Origin of the sequence: Lacibacter sp. (genome assembly GCF_035299325.1) — a bacterium.
Lineage (GTDB): Bacteria > Bacteroidota > Bacteroidia > Chitinophagales > Chitinophagaceae > Lacibacter.
In genome coordinates this window covers 1-24,898 of the sequence record NZ_DATGWT010000036.1, presented here as the reverse complement: position 1 = coordinate 24,898, position 24,898 = coordinate 1, and the positions used below count along the sequence as shown (strand labels likewise).

The window sequence follows — 24,898 nt, the reverse complement described above, 5'->3', positions numbered from 1 at the left end:
ATGTATTTTCATCATCTCAACTCTATTCCTTCGAAGGAAATGTTCCCTGGTTATAACGGCAAGTTTGTTCATACCGGAACGTCAACCATTGCCTTCTGGGATATTATTGCCAACTCCCCTATTCCCGAACATTCACATTTTCATGAGCAGATTATGCATGTGATAGAAGGCGAATTTGAATTAACGGTTGATGGTAAAACTGAACTACTCACAGCAGGTGCTGTAGTTACCATTCCCGGAAATATTAAACACGGTGGCAAAGCAATCACCAATTGTAAGGTGATTGATGTGTTTATGCCGGAAAGGGAAGAGTATAAATAAAGTTTGGCCGATTACAATCTTCAAATTGGATGAATCAACGACTCATTTGAAATTATCTTGGGATTAAATGGTGCTGACAATCTAATTCTTCCAACTTCATTTTCTTCCCAATAATAAAATACTCCTCGCATCCAATAATCGTTATCATTCGAGCTCATTATTTCATCAGCAAATCTTTTACTAAAGTAAAAAAATACGTTTGGCTTTGTTATTTCCTTGTAAATAACAACTATACCAACTGGCAAAAAGGCTTCATAATGTAGTTGGAAATCATATAAATCATCTTGTGATGAAAAGTCCATTAACCGAACGAGGTGTAGATATTTATACTCTTTCGCTATAGTATCAGCGTATGTAAGTGGAATAGTTATAACCTTATTATGCTCGCTATCAATCTTAAATTCCATAAGCAAATACATATTATAATTAGCAAAACAGTTCCCTACCCCCTGCTTGCAATCAACAAATTCAAATCGGTGTACTTCAGATCAAACCGTTGGCTGAGATAAAAATTGGTGAGCGATCCTTTGAAGAGATAAATACCGTTGCGGATATTCAGTTTGTGCCAGAGTAATTTTTCCAAACCACCTTCATCAGCAATTTCAAGTAACAAGGGCATCAATACATTGCTGATGGCTGTGGAAGCAGTACGTGCAAAGCCACTTGGAATATTCGGAACGCAGTAATGAATTACCCCGTGTTTGATAAAAATGGGACTTTCATGACTGGTGACCTCGCTCGTTTCAAAACAACCACCACGATCAATACTAACGTCAACGATCACACTGCCAGGTCGCATATTGGTAACCATTTCTTCGCTCACAACAATGGGACTTCTTGCCCCGCCAATTGACGATAACGCCCCCACTGCCACATCGCATGTTTTCAGCTGCTTGGCTAAAATTTTCGGCTCAATAACGGAGGTCCACATACGATGGCCGATAGCTGTCTGCATCCGTTTCAGCTTATAAATATTATTATCAAACACTTTTACACTGCCGCCCATTGCCAACGCAGTCCGGGCTGCATATTCACCCACTATCCCCGCACCGATGATGATAACTTTTGTTGGGGGGATACCACTAATACCGCCTAACAACACTCCTTTTCCATTATTGAAACTGCTGAGGTATTGTCCAGCGATGAGCATCACCGCACTACCGGCAATTTCACTCATACTGCGAACGATAGGATTATGGCCTGAATCATCTTTCAGGTTTTCGAATGATAATGCAGTAATACGTTTCTCCATCATACCTTCCAGTATCTCCGGTTTCATTACAGCAAGATGGATTGGAGAAATAATCGTTTGACCTGGTTTGAGGAGTTCCAGCTCTTGTTCACACACCGGAGCCGATTTGATCAATATATCACATTGATAAACTTCTTTGCGGTCGTAGGCAATTTTTGCACCTGCTTCACTGTAATCTTTGTCGCTGAAATGCGAGCCTTCACCTGCAAGGTATTCGATCATCACCCGATGACCATTATTCACCAATACACTCACTGCTTCCGGCGTAAGTGCAATACGGTTTTCCTGGAACATTTGCTCACGGGGAATACCGATGAACAACTGGGCACCTTTTGCTTTAATATCTAATTTTTCTTCTAAGGTCTCGTAACTGAACGATGCACTCACTATTGGTTTTGATAACGCCATACAATCGCTGCCTGTTGGTTTTTTAGAAAGTACCCAAATTACAAAACTAGTTTGGAACTTTTGCAGTTATTCTCCTTGTGTTTGCATCAATCACCTCAATTGAGAGATACACGGTATCATCAGGAAAGAGGTCAGCCGCTTTGCCGGGCCATTCAACCAAACAAAGATCGCCGCTGTACAACACATCTTCAACACCTGCCTGGATGGCTTCTTCCTCATCTTTAATCCGATACAGATCGAGATGATAGATCATTTGTCCATCAGCAGATTGATATTGATTGATAATAGAAAAAGTTGGACTGCCTACTGCATCACTCACTCCCAACACATCGCACAGAGCATGAATAAAGGTTGTTTTACCGCTGCCCATGGCTGCATCAAAAGCCCATACTTTGTATTGCTTCAGCTGCTGCAAAAATTCTTCTGCAACGCTGTGGATATTCTCTTTTGTTAAAGTGTATTGCACAAAGGGATTTGAATAGTGGTTGCAAAGATATTGATTGACGGGCTTTTGCTCCTGCCGTAACTTTGCAGTATGGAAACAATGAACTGGAAAGTAGATGGAATGACCTGTGCCAATTGCGCCCTTACGATCCATAAATACCTCGAAAAAGAAGGTATGAAGAATGTAAAGGCCAACCCGGCAAGTGGTGAGGTATTGTTTGACCTTGTTGAAAATACAGATACAGCTAAACTCGAAAGAGGACTTGAGTCATTGGGTTATCAAGTAGCAGAACGGAATGGCGTTTCTGCAAAACCGGTAGAAAAGAAAAAGATGAACAGGTTTCTGCGCTATGTATTACTCTGTGCACCTTTTACGCTGGTATTAATGCTGCACATGTTTGAAAAATGGATCCATATTCATTGGCTGATGAATCCATGGGTGCAGTTGGGATTATGTATTCCGGTGTATGTAATTGGCATGAGTTTCTTTGGTCGTAGTGCATGGAAAAGCATCCGCAACGGTATGCCGAATATGAATGTATTAGTGGCAGTTGGTGCAACAGCTGCATTTGTGTATAGTTTGTACGGTACATTAACCGGTCAGGCCGAACAATATTTATTTTATGAAACTGCAGCTACTATCATCACATTGGTTTTCCTTGGTAATTACCTGGAAGATGCATCTGTTGAACAAACACAACGAGCATTGAACAGTTTGGCAAAGAGCCAGAAAATAATGGCGAATATGATTGCGTTTGATGATCATCATCACGAACAAATATTCCCTGTTGAAAATACTGTGTTACATGTAGGCGATCTAATTCTCATTAAAAGTGGCGAACAAATTCCCGCCGATTGCAAAATCTTATGGGGTGAAGCAACAGTAAACGAAGCCATTATTACCGGCGAAAGTTTGCCGCTCACCAAAAAACAAAAAGATCAACTGATTGGCGGAAGTATTTTGATTGATGGAACTGTAAAAGCACAGGTTACTGCAACGGCAAAAGATTCTGTACTCTCCAATATTGTGAATCTTGTAAAACAGGCACAAGGAGAAAAACCACCGGTGCAACAATTGGCCGATAAAATCAGCGCCATCTTTGTTCCGATTGTGTTGGGCATTGCACTTGTAACGCTCGCTGCCAACTGGATCATCATCAAAGAATTTACACCTGCACTCATGCGTAGTATTGCTGTTTTGGTGATCGCATGTCCTTGTGCAATGGGTTTAGCTACACCAGCTGCCATTGCCGTAGGCCTTGGTCGTGCTGCAAAGAATGGAGTGTTGTTCCGTAATGCAAAAAGTCTTGAACTGTTTAAAAATATTACTCAGGTTGTGTTTGACAAAACCGGAACATTAACCACTGGTAATTTTGTGTTGGCAGACTGGAAAGTTGTGAATGGTGAATGGTCAGAAACAAATGCTGAATCCGCAATTGGCAATCGGCAATCAGCAAATGAATATGCAACTGCTGGAAATATCGTTATGAAAGTTGAGCCAGGAACTCACCACTCACTAATCACCACTCACGAGTTTCAACGCATTGTCTATTCGCTTGAAAAATATTCGAATCATCCTATTGCAGCTTGCATTGCATCCTCATGGAAAACAAACAAAGATGAACGCTGGGCTTCTATTGAAGAGATCAAAGGCTTTGGAATGAAAGCAGTAACAAAAGAAGGCGTTGAATGGATCGCAGGATCATACAAGGCGGCAGCAACTGAAACATCAGACGAAACACATAATGTGTATGTGTTGAGAAATGGAAAACTAGTTGGCTGGGTTGATGTAAAAGATGAAGTTCGTGCAGAAGCAAAAACAATTGTGCAATACCTCAAGAGCAAAAACATTAAAACCATTTTGCTTAGTGGCGATCGTAAAACAAAAAGTGAAGCAATTGCAAAACAATTGGGCATTGATGAGGTGATAGCTGAGCAAACACCAGAACAAAAATTAGAAGTGATTGAACGGTTGAATAAAATTACACCTACTGCGATGGTAGGCGATGGTATTAATGATGCGCCAGCTCTTGCAAAAGCAACCATTGGTATTTCATTAAGTGAAGCATCACAGGTTGCCATGCAAACAGCCGATGTGGTATTAATGAATCATGGTTTAAAGAATCTGCCTCTATCGCTGGGATTGGGTAAGCATACCTTCATCACCATCAAACAGAATTTATTCTGGGCATTTTTCTATAACATCATCGCCATTCCTGTTGCTGCATTCGGTTTATTAACCCCAACATTTGGTGCGTTGGTTATGGGGCTGAGTGATGTGGTGCTGGCGATCAACAGCGTGCGTTTGTTTGTGAAAAGAGTCGTGTAACTTCACGGCCGATGCAAGATCTTTCTTCCATACTTCAACAATACTGGGGCTACTCTTCCTTTCGGCCAATGCAGGAAGAGATCATTACTTCTGTACTGGAAGGTCATGATACACTTGCATTGCTTCCTACAGGCGGTGGTAAAAGTATTTGCTACCAGGTGCCTGCGCTTGCAAAAGATGGAATGTGTATTGTTGTGTCGCCGCTTATTGCATTAATGAAAGACCAGGTGGAAGCGCTTCATCGAAAAGATATAAGCGCAGCAGCGATCTACACTGGCATGCCTTTCCCGCAAGTAAAAGATATTTTGCAAATGGCCGTGAACGAGAAACTGAAATTTCTATACGTGTCTCCGGAACGTTTAGAAACAAATCTATTTCTTGAATATTTGCCGGGGATGAACATTCAACTCATTGCTATTGATGAAGCACATTGTATTTCACAATGGGGATATGATTTTCGTCCTTCCTATTTAAAGATCGTCAACTTTCGGAAAGAATTACGAGATGTTCCTTTGCTTGCAGTAACAGCATCGGCAACGCCACAAGTACAAGAAGATATTTGCAGCAAATTACAATTCCGTAATCATCATATTTACAAAGGTTCTTTTCTCAGGCCGAATATTTCGTTCAGTGTATTTCGTGTTGAGAGCCGCATAAATAAAATATTACAGATACTCAACAATGTGCAAGGTTGTGCGATTGTGTATTGCAAAAGCAGGAAGATGACACAGGAAACAGCACAACTGTTGCAACTGCATCATATTTCAGCAGACTACTACCATGCAGGTCTATCAAATGATGAACGAAGCAAGCGACAGGAATCATGGTTGAAGAACGAAACAAGAGTGATCGTTTGCACCAATGCCTTCGGGATGGGGATTGATAAACCTGATGTGCGAGTAGTAATTCATCATGATATACCCGATTGTTTAGAGAATTATTACCAGGAAGCTGGCCGTGCAGGAAGAGATGGACAAAAAGCATATGCTGTATTATTGTACGAGGAAAAGGATCTTAACGAATTAACAGGTTTATCTGCTATTCGCTTTCCTCCTGTTACAGAAGTTAAAAGAGTTTATCAATGTTTGGTGAATTATTTACAACTTCCAAGCGGCAGTGGTGAATTACAATGGATGGAGTTTGACTTGAATGATTTCATCAAAACATTTAAGCTGAATGTTTATACTGCTGTGTATGCAATCAAAACATTAGAACAGGAAGGATGGATCAGTTATGCTGAACAGATTTTCCTGCCTGCAAAAGTTGTATTCACTTCCAGTAAACAACGGCTTGCGGAGTTTGAACAGGAACATCCGGAACTGGAGCCTGTTATGAAAGCATTGCTGCGTACTTATGGTGGAATCTTTGATATGGAATCATTCATATCAGAAAAACAGCTGGTAATTATTGTAAAGACCGATCTTGATTCTATCAAGCAGGCATTGCAGCAACTGCATCAACATGGCATCATCAATTATAGTCCGCAGAAAGACAAACCACAATTACAATTTTTAGAAAACCGCCCGGCAGTTGAAGACCTGTTTATTAATCCTTTGAACTTATTACAACGTAAAGAACAGTTTGAACAACGTGTCAACAAAATGCTGGAATATGTTACTGATAGCAATACTTGCAGAAGTAAAATGATTGGAACTTATTTTGGAGATGAAAGTATTGGCGACTGTGGAGTGTGTGATGTTTGTTTACAGAAAAAAGGAAATGATCTTTCGCCTGATGAGTTTGAACTGATCCGTGTTTTTCTCAATGAGAAAGCCGGAGACAAGGGCATTGTTCTAAAAGACCTGTTGACAAAAATGGGTAGTAAACAAAAAGATCGGGTGTGGAAAGTGATCGATCATTTACTGGCAGAAGAAAAAATAACCCTTACGAAGGAAGGGTTACTAAAACTAAAATAGACTGCATAAAAAAAACACGCTGCTTTGCAGCGTGTTTTTTTAGTGATAGTATTTCATTAACCACCAGTATAAATATCCCAGTTAAGGTCTGCCTGTGGTTTTGGGAACTGTTTGAATACAGCACCTTGATCTGCAGCAACAGGAATTTCATTCATCCTGTCGTACCTGCGGGTGTCAATCCAGCGATGCCCCCATGGTTCAGCCCACAATGAATATCTACGCTGATAAAGAATTTCACTGATCAATGCAGGTTGCGTTTGTGCTCCACCGTAAGCTCCGATGTTAGCAGCCGTTCTGATAATATCAATTGCTGCAACTGCCTGCGTTGGTTGATTTAACTGAGCATGTGCTTCCGCTTTGATCAGGATCAATTCTTCATTTTTAATAAATGGAATAGCTGTTGTGTTTGTGGCCCAACGACGATCCTGGTGTGTACCGAATAATGTACCTGCATCAGTTGATACACTTGCAGCAGTTGTGCGTTGGAAAAACTTCGCAGCCACTCGTGCATCATTGGGTGTTGCATCAGCAATCATAGAAGGATGCACAACAATGATCGTACTGATACTTGCATCCAGCACATAAAATAATGGATTGAAAATATCAGGTGCCGCACCGTATGTATGTGCAGGGCCGGCACTTAAATTTCCCGTTAAGTTCATGAAAGAGGCATTAGCTGCATCTAAAGCACCTTGCCAGTCTTTCCGGTAAATCGCAAGGCGTGCAGCAATTGCACGGTTCACTTTCTTTATCCCGTCAATGTTATTATAGCCGCTCCATCCTGCAGTAAGACTAAATGGGAATGTAGCACCTGCTGCATTCAGATCAGCATAACCTTCATCCAGAATAGCTTTAATAGCTGTAAGTGCATCCTGGTAAGGAACAAAATCGCCAGGGTTTAATGGATCTTCAATATCAACACGAATACCATTATCATATAAAAAATTAGCAGGTATCATGAATTGATAGCCCATGATCGTTTTTGCAAACCCGGTAACAGCTTTCTTTTCCTGATCTGATAATGCACTTGTATTATTAGCCGCATTACGCAGCACAATTGCCTGACGAATGGCTTGGTATGGTGTAGCATAAGCTGCACCACCTGTTGCACCAAAACCAAAATAAGCCGCATCAGGTCGTCTACCACTTTGTCCTAACCAATCTGTTTGGAAACGGGGATCGGATGCATTAAAATACCATATCTCTCTTCCAAATGTTCCAAAGGCAGCTGTTACAGTAAAGAGATAATCACGATGGCGTGATTCCAAACCAGTGATCAAAAATTGTATCTGTGCACGGGAAGCATTGTTTGATACGCTTCCTACAGACGGGTTGTTTGGATCTGCCACTTCATCAAGCTTCATCGGGTTACATCCAACCATCGAAAGAAGTGCAAGACCTCCCAGGAATGATTTTATGAATTTATATTTCATACTAAGTTTTTTAAAATTTTAGAAATCAAGATTTATGTGGAAGAAGATGCGACGTGTTGTAGGATATGGAGCCACATCTACATTACCGGCAATTGATTGCGCACCAAATGTTGAAGTTTCAGGATCATAACCTTCATACTTTGTAAATAACAGAACATTATTTCCTGACGCACCAATTCTGATGCGATCCACAAAGCCATTGAACCATTTGTTAACATTGCTTTGCGGCACATTATAATACAAACCGATCTCTCTCATTTTAAAGAACGTTGCATCCTGCACCCAACGACCAGCATTGTTAAAAGGAGCAGGTGGACGTTGACGACCATTTGGTATGCCATCTTTATCATCATCATCAAACCAACCTTCTGTTGTACCACCTGAATCTGTAAGGAAACTAGTAAGGTTAATATTATCACCACCATTTCTCCACTCCCACATCATACTGAAATCAAAATTTTTCAGGAAGGTTACCGTGTTGAACCATGACATGGTGAACTTAGGTTGATTGTTTCCCCAAACTGTAAATACACCTGGTGTAATTGCAGGAGAACCCACAATCGTTAAAGGACTAACTCCTTCCTGTATCAGGAACGTACCCAAACCTGTTCCGAATGCACCGGTTAAATAAGATGGGATGCCAAGTTTTTTTACAAGAACATCATTCTTCCACCACATTACACGGGAGAACCATTTAACATTTGATTTCTGAATAACAGTGCCTGCTAATGCAAGCTCAATACCTTTATTCTCTAATTCAGCTTCGTTACTTGGTGTTGTATTTACACCAACTGCGGGTGAAAGATTCAGGTTCTGAATATTATTCGCAGTTGTTTTGATGTAATAGGTTGCTTCAAGAGAAACACGGTTTTTAAACAATCCCGCATCAATACCAAATTCAATTTCACGTGCTGTTTCAGGACGAATGCCTGTATTACCAATTTGTGTTGATACTACCGAACCCAGCAAGCCGCCAATATTAGTACCATTCAATGGCGTAAAGGTTGAACCAAAAGCAACAGGGCCGGCTGTTTCACCATATGCAATACGTGGTTTCAATTGATTAATAAAACCTACATTCCAGAAATCAAAATTGGTAAGATTAATTGCAAGTGAGGCCTTTGGAAATGCATACATTTTATTGATATCTCCATTAAGAGTTGACTTATCAAAACGAACACCGGCTGTTGCAATAATCTTATCATCCCAGTTAACTTCTTCCTGTGCAAAAATGCCTGCTTCCTGAACACGGCTGTCGAACTGTTGATCGATCTGTTGAACAGTTGCCTGTTGCACATTTGTTTGTTTAGGTGCTAAACCACGTCCACGAATAAAGAAAGAATTATAATCAAACTCAAGACGAACAATACCCGCCTGTGTTGTAAAACCAAACTTATTTACATTCACATTATGCACCAATGCAGCCTGGAAGTTCTTATTAAAACTTTCCTGGCGGCCATGTAACACATCACCGGGATTAGCTTGTGATCGTTGATATTGCAGATCTTCCGGCAAATGAATCAGTGTTTTGTTTTGCACAAAATCAATACCACCGGTTACCTGTAATTTTAAACCAGAGTTGGCACGGTCAATAATTTCCCAGTTCAAAGTTCCCGATTGAATAAACCTGTTCACCAAAGAATTATTGGTTGCCTTGTCTGTTACTGCCAGCGGGTTTTCTCTTGGGCCACCATAATCTACATCAGGATAAATACCTGCGGCGTTAGGACGCAGATCAAAGTAATTAGGAATGTAAGAAATATTATAACCGATAGATGCGCCGGTATTGTTTTGGTTTCCTGTAAAACCACGATCAGTATTTGATCTTACATAATTTGAATTAATAGAAAAGTTTAATCGATTACTGATCTTGTGCTCAATATTAGCCCGAATAGAATAACGTTCAAAACCAGTTCTTCTTACTGTACCTTCTTCATTGGTGATAACACCTCCAACATAAAACTTTGTTTTATCGGTTCCACCAGTTACAGTTAAACGAGTATTTGATAACGTTGCTGTATTAGCATAAAAAATCTCTTCATAGTCAAAAAACTGACCTGTGCTTTGCGCCTGTTGAAAGCGAGCCAGTTCAGTTGCACGTTTTGTTGCATTAGTAAAGAAGAAATTAATTTTTTCAACACTCCAGTCATCAGTTCCAACTAAACGTAAAGGACGACCAAAGCCAATATCCTGACCAAAGCTGATAGCAGTTTTACCACTTGATCCTTTTTTGGTAGTGATGATGATTACACCGGCGTTGGCACGTGTACCATAAATTGCAGCTGCTGAAGGTCCTTTCAACACTTCAATGTTTTGAATATCGGCAGGATTAATATCAGCTAAACGGTTTGCCCCATCATCTTGTGCGGGAGCGCCTGCCCCCGCTGCAGCACCGGTAACTGTTGCACGGCCTGTGCGTTGAAATGAATTGTTGATGTACACACCATCGAGAATGATCAATGGTTGCGATGCACCTACCAGTGAAGAAACACCACGTAATTGTATGGATAAACCGCCACCGGGAGCACCGCCATTCAAGCGAATGTTTGCACCGGGCACTTTACTGTACAATGCACCATCGGTAGTTTGAATTTGCGTAGTACCGGTTAACTCCTTTGAATTAATAGATGTAACAGCATTGGCCAGGTTACTTCGCTTTACTGATGTAGCCAACCCCGTCACAACCACTTCCTCAAGATTGAGAACATCTGTTTTCAGGGACAAATCAAGTGCGGCACTTGTGCTGGATACATTGACAGATTGTGACATAAATCCCACCAACGAGATTACCAATGTAACAGATTTGTTATCCGGCACATTAAGACTAAATGTACCATCTGTTCCCGTGGTTGTACCAACCTTTGTTCCTTTGATCTGAACGCTTACGTTAGGTAGAGGTTCGTTCCGGGCTTCATCAGTAATTTTTCCCTTAACAGTGTACTGGCTGAAGCCGGCAGTGGAGAATAGCAGGAACAGCAACAGCTGTCCGAGCCTTTGCACAGATTTTCTCATGCTTAATTTGTTTTGATTTTAAAAAATAAAACCAAACAACCGGATCAGCCGATAGATAAATAGCAAGCAATCGTTCCTCTGTCCACTGACCACAGGTTGTCAGTTTTCATTACAGAAAAATAGCAATTCTCACTTTACTTCAAAAACATTTCCAATGTTTTTATTAATAAGGGAACTGCCAATTTTATGGCTAAGACATAAGGCAACTGAAAGTCGCTGCATATACTTGAAGTAAGAAATGTAAACCATCCGACAAATGCAGAAATTTTGTTTAAGAAAAAGTATTCTTTAAGAGCAAAATTTAAAACCAACTCGTCTTTTTCCGTCTGGTCGTCCTTCCTCCTAACCCTAATGCGCCCAATAAACTTCTGGTAATTATGCTGGCAGCAGTACGACCCACCTGCTTCACCGTTGGATTATCAAAAAAGGTTTCTTCCTTTTTAGCAGGCCGTTTCTTCTCTTCTTTTTCTTCTGCTTTTGCTTCTTCTGCTGCTTTTGTTTTTTCAGCTGCTTCTTCAAGCTTGGCGGTTATTATTTCGTGGGCACTTTCGCTATCGATCGTCTCTGCATATTTTTTCACCAGTTTGCTTTTTGCAACAAGTGATTCCACTTCTGCATCACTCAACACATCCATCCGGCTGCGTGGAGCTACCAGCATTGTATGCACCAATGGAGTTGGAATTCCTTTTTCATTCAACAGTGTAACAAATGCCTCACCAATACCTAACTGTGTGAGTAATTCATCTACATCATAAAATTCTGTTTCTGGATAATTCTCTGCTGCCTGTTTAATCACTTTCCGGTCGGCCGCTGTAAAGGCACGCAAAGCATGCTGCACTTTCAAACCTAATTGTGATAATACACTTGCCGGTACATCCTGCGGATTTTGTGTGCAGAAGAAAATACCTACTCCTTTTGAACGAATAAGTTTGATCACTGTTTCGATCTGCTGTAACAAGGCTTCATTTGCTTCCTGGAAAACAAGATGTGCTTCATCAATAAACAACACGAGCTTTGGCTTATCCATATCTCCTTCTTCGGGCAATGTTGCATACAACTCAGCTAATAAACTCAACATGAACGTGGAAAATAGTTTTGGACGATCCTGTAATTCCATTACACGTAATATGCTGATCATACCTCTGCCGTCGTCGCTGATGCGCATCAGATCATCTACTTCAAAACTTGGTTCGCCAAAAAAGGCATCAGCACCCTGTTGCTGCAGTTCAATTACTTTACGCAGAATAGTTCCGGTTGATGAAGTGGATATTTTGCCGTAATCTTTTTCAATCGTTGATTTCCCTTCATCACTGATGTACTGAATGATCTTGATAAAATCTTTCAGATCAAGCAAGGGCATTTTATTATCATCACAAAACTTAAAGATCATGGCCACAATTCCTTGTTGCGTATCGTTCAGTCCTAATATCTTCGATAGTAAGATAGGGCCAAACTCACTCACGGTAGCACGTAGTCGCACACCTTTACCATCATCAGTCAATGTCATTAACTCAACAGGAAATGCAAATGGTTTATATTCACCTCCCATCAGCTGAATACGCTCTTCTATTTTTGAATTACTTGCACCCACTGCTGCAATTCCACTCAGATCACCTTTAATATCCATCAATACAACAGGAATACTTGCATCACTCAATCCTTCAGCAATTACCTGTAGTGTTTTTGTTTTACCGGTACCTGTTGCACCTGCAATTAAACCGTGACGGTTCATTGTTTTCAACGGAAGCAAAACTTCTGCTCCCTTCACTACTTGTTTATCATACACACCAACACCCAAACGAAATGATTCACCTTTAAATGTGTAACCCTGTTGTATTGCTTGCATGAATTGTTCTGTTGTTGCCATACTAAAAACTTTACGGAAAGATAAGATATAGAATGAGATTGTATGACAAGAAGATTACCTGTTTGTAGTATTGACAATCACTTTTATTACTGATAGTTTTACTCCATCAATTTTCTCAGCAATCGTAAACGACGCTGCATTTATATGCGGCGTTTTTTTATACCATTTACAGGTAAATACCGTAAAGTGGTATTGTAAAAATAAAAATATGAAAATAGCTTTGCCTCACATTAATCATTAAACCTTAATCACAAAAACATGAACAAGTTTATTATTGCAGTTATTGCATGCAGTCTCATTTTTATTTCGTGTAAAAAAGAAAGCTCTCCCGAAACACCTTCAATTGTTGGCTTTTGGAAAGGGAAATGGGGAAGTAGTGAAGCTTATCCTACCTATGGCTATGCCGCACTATTTCGTTCGAACGGAACTGTTCGCATTTTCGACGGAGCCGATACAGCAACTGCCGCCAAAGCAGAAGGCACCTATACAGTTTCCGGCACAACAGTAACAGCAAACTATACTTATGCAGGTTCTGTAAACTTATTGGCTATTTCTGCAACTGTAGATTCAAAGTTTACATTTCTTGAAGGCACTTGGGGAAATAGTCCAAGCAATACCAATGGAGGTAAATGGTTCCTGAACAAAAAATAATCTCTGGTTTCGATAGTAGTTATACAGCATCCTGTTTTTACAGGATGCTTTTTTATTTATAGCTCTTCTTCACGTTCCAACATAAGAATAGCACTTTGCGGAACAATGAAATAGCGATCGCCTTCATACATTACTTCAGTAGCACCACTTAAAAGGAAGATTGCCAGGTCACCTTCTTTTGCCTGCAAGGGCACATATTTCACCTGCTCGTCTTCATTTTTCCAAGGCTCATCATCCACCGGCATTGGAATAGCGTAACCGGGACCGGTTTTAATAACATATCCCTGTTGCACTTTCTCTTTTTCCTGCACACCGGGTGGCAGGTATAAACCACTGGCAGTACGTTCATCGGGCTGACTTGGCTTAATAAGTAACCGATCGCCAATTACAATGAGTTTCTTAAAACGATTATCGGAAGTGATACGCATAGTCTCTGTTTATCTGCAAAAATAACAGGAGAACAGCAATCAGTTATCTATCTTGTACTTCTGCAAACACCCTTCTTTAACAAAAAATTAGACGGGTAAAGAATTTGAGCCAAAAGGTTTTATCTTTATTTGTCAACACAAACACAAGTAAAATGGAAGAAGCTAAATCAAAAGTATTATTAGTTGAGGACGACAGCAGTTTTGGAAATGTACTGAAGAATTACCTGGAGTTGAACGATTTTGATGTAACACTGGAGCGTGATGGCCGTTTGGGTCTTGCTGCCTTTCAACGTGAGAAGTACGATATCTGTTTATTAGATGTAATGATGCCGCATGTAGATGGTTTTACGCTGGCTGAAGATATACGTGATATTGATCCGGATGTACCTCTGTTTTTCCTGAGTGCAAAAACCATGAAGGACGATATATTAACTGGTTATAAATTGGGCGCTGATGATTACATCACCAAACCTTTCGACAGCGAAGTGCTACTGATGAAGATCAAAGCCATTCTGAAGCGGAACGAGGAAACTAAACACGAAACAGAAAATAAAGAGTTCGATCTTGGGATGTATCATTTCAACCCCAAGTTGCGTGAACTCACTGTTGAAGGAAAAACAAATACGCTTTCACCAAAAGAAAGTGAGTTACTACGCATGCTTTGCGAATACAAGAACGATCTTTTACCAAGAGAAACGGCATTGAAACGCATCTGGGGCAGCGATACTTATTTCAACGGCCGTAGCATGGATGTTTACATTGCTAAACTCCGTAAATACCTGAAAGAAGATCCCAAAGTTGAGATCGTAAATATTCATGGTAATGGTTTCAGATTAGTAGTGAGCGAATAAATAAATTCAAACAAATAATAAAACGGCCGTTCAGATTGAACGGCCGTTTTATTTAGCGGGTAATTTCTTTTGCTATTACAGCTTGTGCTGCTGCTTCTTTATTACATTCTTCAATGAATTGTAAAATTTCTTTCCGCCCTCTGAATTTTACTGCCGAGCTCACAAAACTTTGCGGCAGGAACTGCCAGCTTTTACCCAATGCAGTTAAAAACGATTTTACTTGTGCAGCCACTTCTTTCTGCGTGGTTTTATCGGCTTTGGTGAAAACGATTGTAAATGGAATCTTCCACTCGCCCAGTTGATCCATAAACTCAAGGTCGATCTCCTGCGGCTTGTGCCGGCTATCCACCAGCACAAATAAATTCAAGAGATTTTCCCGTTTGCGGATGTAATTCTCGATCATCTTGATCCACTGTTTACGTTTCCCTTGTGCTACTTTGGCGTAGCCGTATCCTGGAAGATCCACGAGGTACCAATCAGTCTTCTTGTTGTTCTTTTCATCAAGACTTTCAATAAGAAAATGATTGATCATCTGCGTTTTGCCGGGTGAGCCACTTGTTTTTGCCAGTTTCTGGTTGTTGCAGATCATGTTTATGAGCGAAGATTTGCCCACATTGCTTCGACCGATGAAGGCATACTCCGGCTTATCGGGCTTAGGACAATCCTCCACTTTCGGACTGCTGATGACATATGTTGCTGAATGAATGTTCACGGGTGCAAGATACTGCTTTAGCCAATAGCCGTAAGTCGGTAGTAGATAGCAGGAAACTCTTGTACTATTGACTAACCACTATCGGCTATAGGCTTTCCCGTATATCTTACTTCGTACCACATACTTCTTCATTCCCTCCTTACCTTTGCGCTCCATGAGCGAACAATACGCACACGATAAAGTAGTACCCGACAAAGCATCGGAACAAAGCAAGAAAAAGCAGGTAGCAGAAATGTTTGATGACATTGCTCCCCGTTACGATTTCCTCAACCGTTTCCTTTCTGTTGGCATTGATACAGGCTGGCGCAAAAAAGCATTGGCGAAGCTGAAAGACCTGCAGCCAAAACTGATGCTGGATGTGGCAACGGGCACTGGCGATGTGGCCATAATGGCTGCTAAACAGCTGCAACCCGAGAAGATCATTGGCATCGATATCAGCGAAGGGATGTTGGAAGGCGGTCGTGTAAAGGTGAAAGCCAAAGGGTTAGAGACGATGATTGAGCTTAAAAGCGGCGACAGTGAAACAATAAATTTTCCTGATAACACGTTTGATGCAGTAACTGTGGCGTTTGGCGTGCGGAATTTCGAAGATCTTGAAAAAGGCATCAGTGAAATTTACCGTGTGCTGAAACCAGGTGGCCGCCTTGTGGTGCTGGAATTTTCGAAACCAAAACTACCCGGTGTTTTACAGGCATACAATCTTTATATGGGATTGGTTGCTCCACAGGTTGCGGGCGCTTTCAGTAAAAATAAAAAAGCCTATCAATATCTTAACAACAGCATCAAAGCATTTCCGGAAGGACAAAACTTTGTAGCTGTATTGAACAAAACCGGATTTATAAACACTTCATGCAAACCTCTTACGCTCGGCATATGCAGTATTTATTGCGGCGACAAATAATCGTTACCCTATTTCTTTTTACCTGTGTGTTTACCTCCTTTGCACAACGTGAAACAAACCTGCCCAACCACGAATTAAAACAGTACTACTTTGGTATTACGTTGAGTGGCAACAGTGCTTATTTTCACATGAATCATCATCCGAAATTTTTGCAGGATGACAGTGTTGCAACTGTAGGTTCTACCAGCAGCGCAGGTTTTGGATTAGGTTTACTGGGTACCTTGCGTTTGGTTGATCATTTAGAAGCACGTGTAAATCCACAACTCATATTTGCATCACGTGGTATTAACTACTATCTCAGCTATCCACTTACCGGCGATAAAAACTGGCAACAAAAAACGGTTGAAAGTATTTACATCAGTGTGCCATTGCAATTAAAATTCAGCAGCGACAGGATCGATAATTTTCGTGTGTACATGTTAGGGGGCGGTAAGTTTGATTATGATCTCGCCAGCAACAGCGAAGCACGCCGTGCAGAAGATCTTGTAAAACTCACTAAATCAGCATTGGGCTATGAAGTGGGACTTGGTTTTCATTTCTACTTCCCAACATTTATTATGAGTCCTGAAATAAAATTCAGCAACAGCTTTAAAAGTGTACATGCAAGGGATCAACATCTCATCTACTCAAATGTGATCGATAAGATGCAGGCGAGAATGATTGTGTTTAGTATCCATTTGGAAGGCTAAATAGAAACACAGATAACACAGATCGGGACTGATTATAGCTGATCATGTCGAATTTGCTTTATCACACTTTGCTTCTTTATTTAAATCTCCGTGTTTGCAGGTTACACAAAGTGCTTCACAAAGTACACGAAAAAAAAACCGTTCTCATCCGTTTCATTTGTGTCATCAGCGAATCTATCCCACATCAATAATCATAATCCCTATACCACAAATTCATCCTTACACCTAACCCAAACACGGTTGTATTTTGTGCAGCATCGTTTCCTTTACTGAATCGGCGGAGTAACAGGCTGGCATCAATAAAAATATTTTCATACACTTCATAGCTCGCAAGTAATAATGCATTGATACCTTTACTCTCTACACCATTAGTTGTTGTATAACCATAGTTACTTGTGCGACCATCGGTATTCAAACGAAAAATATCAGAGCCTGCATTACGGCCACTTGCACTATCCAATCCTTGTTTCCAGTAAATCAGTCTGCCCATTAAATTCAGTTTACCAGTTGGTTGATAACGTACCACTGCAATTATTTCATTAAAGTTGGCACCAAGCGGATGCGCCAATGGCTGGTTATAATGAGTATAGCTCGAAACAGAATCAAAATGCGAATAGGTAAACGGACGAACAGTGTTCCATTCCAACTGCAGATCAAGATTATTTACATTTGCCACATCAATGTATTTCAACCCAAGTTGTGTTCCTGTTTTATTACCCCACCAGCTGCGATCTTTTCTTAACTCAGCAAAATTAAATTCATCAATAACCAATTGTCCGTACAATTGTACACGTTTGAACAGGTTCGCTTTAAAATCAGCACCCACCAATGCATTATCACTGCTGCCTAAATTACCTTCGATAGTGCGGTAGAAAATGATCGGGTTCATGTACCCGAACTCAAACTTATCCTTTCTTCCAAACACCACACCTTCAAATAAACCAACATTTAACCACGGCAATACATTCATGCTTAAATGATGCATGGCTGCATACTTCTTTGGCACCAGTGCATTGCTGCTGTTGCTTTTACCGGTAGTATGCAATTCCATAAACAGGTTCTGGTAATTAAATTTCCAGATACGTGTATTTAGTTTTACAAACAACTGGTTGCCGGCAAACTCACTCAACATTAAACTTCGGTAACCATTGCCGATAAAATTGCGATCATATCCTATCTGGAAATTGATATATTTTGCTGCATTAAAAGTGAACGATCCACGTGCATCAAAATAATCAACACCTGTTTGTTTGAAGTTCTTGTAAAAATTAGCACCTGGCACAGCATCCAGACTATCAATCCAGTTTTGTACAAACAACGGTGCACGTTCCTGCACATCCATCGCCATGGCACTAAAACCAACACGTTTGCCAATATTTCCACGCACATTCAAACCACGTTGATTGATGAAAATATTCTGATCCGTATTATTCAACTCCACTGATTGACGATAGCTGATCATCGGGTTAATGGCAATAAAGAAATCATCGCCATATTTTTCAATAAAGCTGGCAGGCGTTTTATAAAATTTCTTTAAAAATGGCTTTTTGCTGTTAAAGCTGCTGCGATCACCCGTTACCCATTCCTGGTTATTCAGATAAAGGCTGCGTAGATTATACTGATCGGTCTTACTTAACCGAAGCGCTGTGTCCTGGTTATAAAATAAGGGCGTATGCGCAAGCATTGAATCGGCTTTGGCACCCAGCCATTGCACAGCATAACGGCGATCGTAAGGTTTGGTACTGGTAAAATTAAGATCACTGATATTACCGGTCTTTAATTCAAGCCTGTCGATAAAATGAAGGTGTTTCGATTGCTGCTGCAGGTAAGTACTTTGCGCAGCTGAAAAAAAGGGTATAGCAAGAAGAGCTAACCATAGACTGCATTTGCTAAATTGCATGCGGTTGTGTTTTAATCGTAAAAATAAGCGATACAAACGATACATCGTGCTGAATAGTACAGAGTTTTAAGGACTGATACCGGCTGGCAGGATACACAACCAATCATATTGAAATAACTGAACAACACATGGCACAACATTACCTGCTTAAGAACTGTTTACTTGTAAACGAAGGAAAGATCACTCCAACAGATGTACTCATCAAAAACGGGCGCATTGAAAAGATCGCTTCTTCCATTAGTAATGCTGATGGAGCAACAGAAATAAATGCAGAAGGCAAATATCTTCTACCGGGCGCAATTGACGACCAGGTTCATTTTCGTGAACCCGGATTAACACACAAGGCAACGATTCATACCGAAGCAAAAGCAGCTGTAGCCGGTGGCGTAACCAGTTTTATGGAAATGCCTAATACTATTCCAAATGCATTGAATCTTGAATTACTCGAAGATAAGTATACCATTGCTGCAAATACATCGCTTGCAAACTATTCGTTTTACATGGGCACCAGTAATACAAGTGCTGATGATACATTAAAGGCGAATGATTATAAAAACAGTATTTGCGGCATCAAGATCTTCATGGGCGCAAGCACCGGCAATATGCTGGTTGATAATTACAATACACTTGATAAAGTATTTCGTGAAAGTGAAATGCTCATTGCTACACATTGCGAAAGCGAAAGCATTATTAAAGAAAACTATGAACGTTTAAAAGCATTGAAAGGTGAATTATCGCCTGCCGATCATCCGCTGGTACGTGATGTAAACGGTTGTTTTGAATCATCATTGATGGCGATACAGATCGCAAGACAATACAACACACGCTTACATATCCTGCACATCAGCACGGCAAAAGAACTGGAGTTGTTTGGCAATATGATGCCGCTGAAAGAGAAACGCATCACCAGCGAAGTGTGTGTACATCATTTACATTATACGGCCGATGATTATGCAACACTTGGCTACCGTATTAAATGTAACCCTGCCATAAAAGCAAAAGAAAATAAGGAAGCATTATGGAAAGCGTTGCTTGACGACCGTATTGATGTCATTGCAACCGATCATGCACCGCATACATTGGAAGAAAAACAGGGATCGTATGAACACGCACATGCTGGTTTACCACTGGTGCAACATCCGCTGTTGCTGATGTTGCATTATTATAAAGAAGGACGTATTTCATTGGAACGTATTGTGGAGAAGATGAGCCATGCAGTGGCAGATTGTTTCCAGGTAAAAGAACGTGGCTATGTTCGTGAAGGTTATTTTGCCGACCTGGTATTGATTGACCTCAACAAATCCTCAACAGTAACAAAAGAAAACTTACTTTACAAATGTGGCTGGAGCCCGCTGGAAGGTTTTACATTTCCTGCAACCATCACACATACTTTTGCAAATGGTCACCTGGTTTATGGAAATGGAAGGATCGATGAATCACAGATGGGACAACGTTTACTTTTTGACAGGAATTAAATTTAATACAGTCGTTACAACTTGGAAATAGACAAAGTCACATACTACGATCTTTCGATATTCAATACCGAGGAAGAGTATTCGCTGCTGCATCGTATCAATTTCTGTAATACGTTTGGTGGTAAACAGAAACTGGAATACCTGTTAACGCATCCACATCACAACCTGAAAAAAATTATAGATACACAACAAACGCTGCAACAGATCGGGGAAGTTATTCCGCAATGGCCCAAAGAAATTACGAATGGAACCATACTTGTGTTAGAAAAATTTTATGGCTACCCTTTTGATAACATTCCTGACAGCTATTCACCGGTGCCGGCTTTCTTTTATCGTGTGTTTGAAGCACCGGATTACCGATTGGTTCGTTACACTGTAGGTCATTTTATTGATTTCCTTCGAGGGATGCATCAATTGCAGCAATTGTTCGATAAAGATGACCTCTCACCTATTCTTCAGTCATTAGTTGTTGATATAAGAAAACTGCTCGATCATAGTCAGGTTCATGATATGATCAAACAACATTCATCTGCCACACTTGCTCCACCAAAAATGTTACGGTTTGGAAATTTCTTGCGCATTGAATATAAGCGGCAGGCAGAACAACTGATCGATATTTATCATAAGCTCGATGCCTATTACAGTATGGCCAAAGCCGTGCAACATTTTAACCTGCATTTTCCTGACGTAAAAGAAAATGATGAGCCGTTGATCAAAGCACAGGGTTTGTATCATTTATTATTGCAGACTCCTGTTGCATACGATATTACCTTGAACCCTCAAACGAATTTTCTTTTCCTCACCGGTGCAAACATGGCCGGGAAGAGTACTTTCATTAAATCGGTTGGTTGTGCAGTTTATCTTGCACATGTGGGCATGGGTGTTCCGGCTGCTTCAATGGAATTAAGTTTGTTTGACGGCTTGCTCAGTAATATACAGGTGCAGGATAATATTGTAAAAGGTGAAAGTTATTTTTATAACGAAGTGCAACGAATCAAGAACACCGTTTTAAAAATTACAGATGGAAGAAAGTGGCTGGTGTTGATTGATGAATTATTTAAAGGCACCAACATACAGGATGCCATGCATTGCAGCACAGCCGTGATTAAAGGATTGCTGAAGATCAAAAACTCCTTGTTCATTCTCTCCACACATTTGTATGAAATTGGTGAAGAGTTGAAACAATACCCAAACATATCCTTCCGCTATTTTGAAACTACTGCCACTGATGAGCAGTTGCAATTCAGTTACCAGTTAAAAGAAGGCATCAGCAACGACCGCTTTGGCTATTTGATCTTGAAACGGGAGAAGGTGGTGGAGATGCTGGAGAAATTGTAAGGATAGATTCACAGATGACGCAGATACTGCTGATCTTCACCGATTTCTTCTTAGTGTACCTTGTGCAATCTTTGTGTCTTCGTGGTTTAAAAAACTTTACATGAAAAAATTCTTCATCCGCATAGCCATCATTATAGCTGTTCTTCTTTCAGCCTACTTCATCTGGTCATTCACCGGCAGGGCAAAAGAAAAAGAAACAGGCTGGAGTAAACTGCCTGAATTCAAAGCAAGATTTGAATATGTGGAAGCAGGTATCGACAGCGGCAAAGGAAACATCATCGGCATTCAACCTTATCTTACTGCCACCAGTTATTCAACTGCTTTTAATTTCGAAGTGTCACTTCGCTTTTACTTTGAACAATTAAAGCGTGAAAATAAACTCAACGATAAATCAATTGTTGTGTTGCCGGAATACATCGGTACCTGGTTAGTAGCAGCAAATGAAAAAGAAACGATTTATAAGCAAGAAACCATTGAAAAAGCAATGACCACAATGGTGCGTTCGAACCTGTTTAGTTTTTTATACGGCTATTTAAAATCTCCTGCAAAAGATAAATCGACGTATGCCCTCTTTCATTTAAAAGCAGAGAAGATGGCAAAGCAATACCAGCAGGTTTTTTCAACGCTGGCAAAAGAATATAAGTGTACCATTGTTGCGGGTTCTATTGCATTACCTGACGCATCCATTAATTCCATCGGCAACTTGCAGATCAAACAAGGTGCTCCTGTTTATAATACATCCGTTGTATTTGGAAATGATGGAGCAATTCTTCCTCCCCTGATCAAAAAAATGTTCCCGATTGATGAGGAACAGGGCTTCACTTCTTCTGCCGATACTGCACAACAACCTGTGTTTACAACCAAGGCAGGAAAAATGGCGGTGCTGATATGCGCAGACAGTTGGTATCCGCAGGCATACAGCAATCTTACAAACAAAGCAGATTTTATTGTAGTTCCTTCACTTGGCGGCAAGGATAGTGTTTGGCTTGCAGCATGGAAAGGCTACAATGGTTTTACAGCACCTGCCGATGTTGATACAACTGATTACAAAAAGATCAGCGAAGGCGATGCATGGCTCAAGTACAGCATGAACAATCGGGCTGTGCAGGCAAATATTCGTCAGGGAATGAATGTATTTTTTACCGGCAGTTTATGGGATATGCAACCGCAAGGAAGGGTATTGATCTTGCAAAACGATTCAACAACTGTATTACCGCCTGCCGTTGGTAAAGGAAGAATTGTATGTTTGTGGCTGAATAACTAAGTATTATCTCTTGCAGTAAACCTGTTGTATGTATATGCCTCAAACAAAATCAACAGCAATTTTTGTTTTTCATTTGATCATAACAATCGGTGCTTATTTTGTTCCCTTTCTGATTTCATGGAAAATTGCTGTTCCTGTTTTTGTAGCAACCATTCTTCAACATGCAGTTTTTGGACGATGCCTGCTGAATGCCAAACACGGCTTATCTGAAAACGATGGAAGCACCTTTTATTCTGAAGCATTGGAGCGGCTGGGGTTTCAGCCCAACAAAGAAACGATCAGGTTCTTTGTACGGAAACTACTGTACAGCCTGCTTACTGTTGTTACACTCATTTGGCAGGTAGTTCTGGGCAATAAACCCCTTTGGTTCTAAATGAATGTTCTTTTGTTGGTGCTTATCGCATAAAAAAATTATTTTTATCCCACTCATTTAAAAACATCAACCATCTGCATGCTCGTTAAAACCTTTGGAAGCGCTGTATACGGAGTGAACGCTATTACGATTACGGTAGAAGTGAATGTGAGCGGCGGACAAAAATTTTTCATGGTTGGGTTGCCCGATAATGCAGTAAAAGAAAGCGAACAGCGAATTGAAAGTGCATTAAAAACATCCGGCTATTATTTTCCAAGAACAAAGGTTGTTGTAAATCTTGCGCCTGCTGATATCAGAAAAACAGGAACTGCTTTTGATTTATCCATAGCAGTTGGCATTCTTGGTGCAACTGAACAACTTGCCAATCCTGAACGGTTAAGTGAATATGTGATCATGGGTGAGTTAAGTTTGGATGGAAGCATTCAATCGATCAAAGGTGCATTGCCGATTGCCATACAGGCACGCAAAGAAAATTTTAAAGGCTTGATCGTTCCCAAACAAAATGCAAAGGAAGCAGGCATGGTGAACAACCTGAATGTGTATGGTGTAGAGCACATCAATGATGTGATTGCCTTTTTTAAGGATGAAACAACGTTACAACCGACTGTTGTAAATACGAGAGAAGAATTTTTTAATGCACAGTATGAATTCGAATTTGATTTCAATGACGTAAAAGGTCAGCATAATATTAAACGTGCATTGGAAATTGCTGCAGCCGGGAGTCATAATGCAATATTGATCGGCCCTCCTGGTGCCGGCAAAACAATGCTTGCAAAACGATTACCCACTATTCTTCCACCGTTGAGTTTGCAGGAAGCATTAGAAACAACAAAAATTCATAGTGTAGCCGGTAAACTTCCGGAAAATGCAACATTAATTTCCAAACGCCCGTTTCGTTCGCCTCATCATACAATTTCAGATGTTGCATTAGTCGGCGGCGGCACCAATCCTCAACCGGGAGAAATTTCATTGGCACATAATGGTGTATTGTTTTTAGATGAGTTGCCTGAATTTAAACGAACTGTGCTGGAAGTGATGCGTCAACCAATGGAAGAGCGACGAGTTACCATTTCACGGGCAAAGATCGCTATTGATTTTCCTGCATCATTTATGCTCATCTCATCTATGAACCCCTGCCCTTGCGGTTTTTATAATCATCCGGAAAAAGAATGCACTTGTCCACCAGGTGCTGTGCAGAAATATCTCAATAAAATTTCCGGTCCGTTGTTAGATCGTATTGATCTGCATGTGGAAGTAACGCCTGTTCCTTTCAGCGAATTATCAAAAGCAGAAAACAGCGAACCAAGTGCAGCTATCCGTGACCGTGTGATTGC

The 24,898-nt window shown here is 40.5% G+C and carries 21 protein-coding genes; 12 read left to right on the top strand and 9 right to left on the bottom strand.

What is annotated here, in order from left to right:
* The gene (locus VK159_RS19485; protein ID WP_324231847.1) at positions 1-321 is read left to right on the top strand and encodes a cupin domain-containing protein; all 321 of its coding nucleotides are present in this window, start codon (positions 1-3) and stop codon (positions 319-321) included.
* A 20-nt stretch (positions 322-341) separates the two neighbouring features.
* Here VK159_RS19485 and VK159_RS19480 read toward each other — a convergent pair whose 3' ends face one another.
* Genes VK159_RS19480 through tsaE form a run of 3 tightly spaced genes read right to left on the bottom strand, consistent with a single transcriptional unit; the run spans position 342 to position 2,447 of the window.
* Positions 342-728 (bottom strand): hypothetical protein, encoded by a 387-nt coding sequence (locus VK159_RS19480; protein WP_324231846.1) that lies wholly within the window; start codon positions 726-728, stop codon positions 342-344.
* Between the two features lie 35 nt (positions 729-763).
* A complete protein-coding gene (locus VK159_RS19475; RefSeq protein ID WP_324231845.1) occupies positions 764-1,981 on the bottom strand; it encodes an alanine dehydrogenase in 1,218 nt (405 codons plus the stop codon).
* Between the two features lie 46 nt (positions 1,982-2,027).
* Positions 2,028-2,447 carry a tRNA (adenosine(37)-N6)-threonylcarbamoyltransferase complex ATPase subunit type 1 TsaE gene (gene tsaE / locus VK159_RS19470; protein ID WP_324231844.1) on the bottom strand — a complete coding sequence of 140 codons (420 nt, stop codon included), beginning with the start codon at positions 2,445-2,447 and terminating at the stop codon, positions 2,028-2,030.
* 69 nt (positions 2,448-2,516) lie between these two features.
* On the opposite strand from tsaE, the gene VK159_RS19465 reads away from it, so the two are divergent.
* Entirely contained in the window at positions 2,517-4,754 is a 2,238-nt protein-coding gene (locus tag VK159_RS19465) for a cation-translocating P-type ATPase (RefSeq protein ID WP_324231843.1), read from the top strand.
* 11 nt (positions 4,755-4,765) lie between these two features.
* Positions 4,766-6,670 carry an ATP-dependent DNA helicase RecQ gene (locus VK159_RS19460; protein ID WP_324231842.1) on the top strand — a complete coding sequence of 635 codons (1,905 nt, stop codon included), beginning with the start codon at positions 4,766-4,768 and terminating at the stop codon, positions 6,668-6,670.
* Between the two features lie 56 nt (positions 6,671-6,726).
* Here the strand turns inward: VK159_RS19460 and VK159_RS19455 are convergent, their stop codons facing one another.
* The 3 genes from VK159_RS19455 to VK159_RS19445 form a co-directional block, all read right to left on the bottom strand.
* Positions 6,727-8,103 carry a RagB/SusD family nutrient uptake outer membrane protein gene (locus VK159_RS19455; protein ID WP_324231841.1) on the bottom strand — a complete coding sequence of 459 codons (1,377 nt, stop codon included), beginning with the start codon at positions 8,101-8,103 and terminating at the stop codon, positions 6,727-6,729.
* Between the two features lie 18 nt (positions 8,104-8,121).
* Complete coding sequence (locus VK159_RS19450; RefSeq protein WP_324231840.1) at positions 8,122-11,115, bottom strand: SusC/RagA family TonB-linked outer membrane protein; 2,994 nt, start codon at positions 11,113-11,115, stop codon at positions 8,122-8,124.
* A gap of 301 nt (positions 11,116-11,416) precedes the next feature.
* Entirely contained in the window at positions 11,417-12,982 is a 1,566-nt protein-coding gene (locus tag VK159_RS19445) for a helicase HerA-like domain-containing protein (RefSeq protein WP_324231839.1), read from the bottom strand.
* Positions 12,983-13,240: 258 nt separating this feature from the next.
* Here VK159_RS19445 and VK159_RS19440 point away from each other — a divergent pair, with 258 nt between their 5' ends.
* A complete protein-coding gene (locus tag VK159_RS19440; protein ID WP_324231838.1) occupies positions 13,241-13,633 on the top strand; it encodes a hypothetical protein in 393 nt (130 codons plus the stop codon).
* 56 nt (positions 13,634-13,689) lie between these two features.
* On the opposite strand, the gene VK159_RS19435 is transcribed toward VK159_RS19440, so the two are convergent.
* On the bottom strand, positions 13,690-14,061 hold the full coding sequence (locus VK159_RS19435) for a co-chaperone GroES family protein (RefSeq protein WP_324231837.1): 372 nt from the start codon (positions 14,059-14,061) through the stop codon (positions 13,690-13,692).
* A gap of 152 nt (positions 14,062-14,213) precedes the next feature.
* Between VK159_RS19435 and VK159_RS19430 the strand changes: the two genes are divergently transcribed.
* The gene (locus VK159_RS19430; protein ID WP_324231836.1) at positions 14,214-14,912 is read left to right on the top strand and encodes a response regulator transcription factor; all 699 of its coding nucleotides are present in this window, start codon (positions 14,214-14,216) and stop codon (positions 14,910-14,912) included.
* A gap of 52 nt (positions 14,913-14,964) precedes the next feature.
* Here VK159_RS19430 and yihA read toward each other — a convergent pair whose 3' ends face one another.
* Positions 14,965-15,624: a ribosome biogenesis GTP-binding protein YihA/YsxC gene (gene yihA / locus VK159_RS19425; protein ID WP_324231835.1), complete on the bottom strand. Its 660-nt coding sequence runs from the start codon at positions 15,622-15,624 to the stop codon at positions 14,965-14,967.
* 154 nt (positions 15,625-15,778) lie between these two features.
* Between yihA and ubiE the strand changes: the two genes are divergently transcribed.
* Both ubiE and VK159_RS19415 read left to right on the top strand, forming a co-directional pair.
* Positions 15,779-16,525, top strand: a complete 747-nt coding sequence (gene ubiE / locus VK159_RS19420) for a bifunctional demethylmenaquinone methyltransferase/2-methoxy-6-polyprenyl-1,4-benzoquinol methylase UbiE (protein ID WP_324231834.1) — start codon at positions 15,779-15,781, stop codon at positions 16,523-16,525.
* Entirely contained in the window at positions 16,498-17,214 is a 717-nt protein-coding gene (locus VK159_RS19415; protein ID WP_324231833.1) for an outer membrane beta-barrel protein, read from the top strand. Before ubiE ends, VK159_RS19415 begins: the two co-directional genes overlap by 28 nt.
* A gap of 184 nt (positions 17,215-17,398) precedes the next feature.
* Here the strand turns inward: VK159_RS19415 and VK159_RS19410 are convergent, their stop codons facing one another.
* The gene (locus tag VK159_RS19410) at positions 17,399-19,114 is read right to left on the bottom strand and encodes a hypothetical protein (protein WP_324231832.1); all 1,716 of its coding nucleotides are present in this window, start codon (positions 19,112-19,114) and stop codon (positions 17,399-17,401) included.
* A gap of 128 nt (positions 19,115-19,242) precedes the next feature.
* Between VK159_RS19410 and VK159_RS19405 the strand changes: the two genes are divergently transcribed.
* From VK159_RS19405 to VK159_RS19385, 5 genes are all read left to right on the top strand, one after another.
* Positions 19,243-20,589: a dihydroorotase gene (locus VK159_RS19405; RefSeq protein ID WP_324231831.1), complete on the top strand. Its 1,347-nt coding sequence runs from the start codon at positions 19,243-19,245 to the stop codon at positions 20,587-20,589.
* 21 nt (positions 20,590-20,610) lie between these two features.
* Positions 20,611-21,927, top strand: a complete 1,317-nt coding sequence (locus tag VK159_RS19400; protein ID WP_324231830.1) for a MutS-related protein — start codon at positions 20,611-20,613, stop codon at positions 21,925-21,927.
* 100 nt (positions 21,928-22,027) lie between these two features.
* Complete coding sequence (locus VK159_RS19395; protein ID WP_324231829.1) at positions 22,028-23,191, top strand: carbon-nitrogen hydrolase family protein; 1,164 nt, start codon at positions 22,028-22,030, stop codon at positions 23,189-23,191.
* 34 nt (positions 23,192-23,225) lie between these two features.
* Positions 23,226-23,564, top strand: coding sequence for a hypothetical protein (locus tag VK159_RS19390; protein ID WP_324231828.1), 339 nt, complete (start codon positions 23,226-23,228; stop codon positions 23,562-23,564).
* Positions 23,565-23,642: 78 nt separating this feature from the next.
* Positions 23,643-24,898, top strand: a 1,256-nt coding sequence (locus VK159_RS19385) for a YifB family Mg chelatase-like AAA ATPase (RefSeq protein ID WP_324231827.1), incomplete at its 3' end; no start/stop codon positions are given.

Bases quoted from the DNA above. Each gene is read 5' to 3' on its own strand.
- VK159_RS19485 (WP_324231847.1), top strand. From the start codon at position 1: ATGTATTTTCATCATCTCAACTCTATTCCTTCGAAGGAAATGTTCCCT.
- VK159_RS19480 (WP_324231846.1), bottom strand. From the start codon at position 728: ATGGAATTTAAGATTGATAGCGAGCATAATAAGGTTATAACTATTCCA.
- VK159_RS19475 (WP_324231845.1), bottom strand. From the start codon at position 1,981: ATGGCGTTATCAAAACCAATAGTGAGTGCATCGTTCAGTTACGAGACC.
- VK159_RS19465 (WP_324231843.1), top strand. From the start codon at position 2,517: ATGGAAACAATGAACTGGAAAGTAGATGGAATGACCTGTGCCAATTGC.
- VK159_RS19460 (WP_324231842.1), top strand. From the start codon at position 4,766: ATGCAAGATCTTTCTTCCATACTTCAACAATACTGGGGCTACTCTTCC.
- VK159_RS19455 (WP_324231841.1), bottom strand. From the start codon at position 8,103: ATGAAATATAAATTCATAAAATCATTCCTGGGAGGTCTTGCACTTCTT.
- VK159_RS19450 (WP_324231840.1), bottom strand. From the start codon at position 11,115: ATGAGAAAATCTGTGCAAAGGCTCGGACAGCTGTTGCTGTTCCTGCTA.
- VK159_RS19445 (WP_324231839.1), bottom strand. From the start codon at position 12,982: ATGGCAACAACAGAACAATTCATGCAAGCAATACAACAGGGTTACACA.
- VK159_RS19440 (WP_324231838.1), top strand. From the start codon at position 13,241: ATGAACAAGTTTATTATTGCAGTTATTGCATGCAGTCTCATTTTTATT.
- VK159_RS19435 (WP_324231837.1), bottom strand. From the start codon at position 14,061: ATGCGTATCACTTCCGATAATCGTTTTAAGAAACTCATTGTAATTGGC.
- VK159_RS19430 (WP_324231836.1), top strand. From the start codon at position 14,214: ATGGAAGAAGCTAAATCAAAAGTATTATTAGTTGAGGACGACAGCAGT.
- ubiE (WP_324231834.1), top strand. From the start codon at position 15,779: ATGAGCGAACAATACGCACACGATAAAGTAGTACCCGACAAAGCATCG.
- VK159_RS19415 (WP_324231833.1), top strand. From the start codon at position 16,498: ATGCAGTATTTATTGCGGCGACAAATAATCGTTACCCTATTTCTTTTT.
- VK159_RS19410 (WP_324231832.1), bottom strand. From the start codon at position 19,114: ATGCAATTTAGCAAATGCAGTCTATGGTTAGCTCTTCTTGCTATACCC.
- VK159_RS19405 (WP_324231831.1), top strand. From the start codon at position 19,243: ATGGCACAACATTACCTGCTTAAGAACTGTTTACTTGTAAACGAAGGA.
- VK159_RS19395 (WP_324231829.1), top strand. From the start codon at position 22,028: ATGAAAAAATTCTTCATCCGCATAGCCATCATTATAGCTGTTCTTCTT.
- VK159_RS19390 (WP_324231828.1), top strand. From the start codon at position 23,226: ATGCCTCAAACAAAATCAACAGCAATTTTTGTTTTTCATTTGATCATA.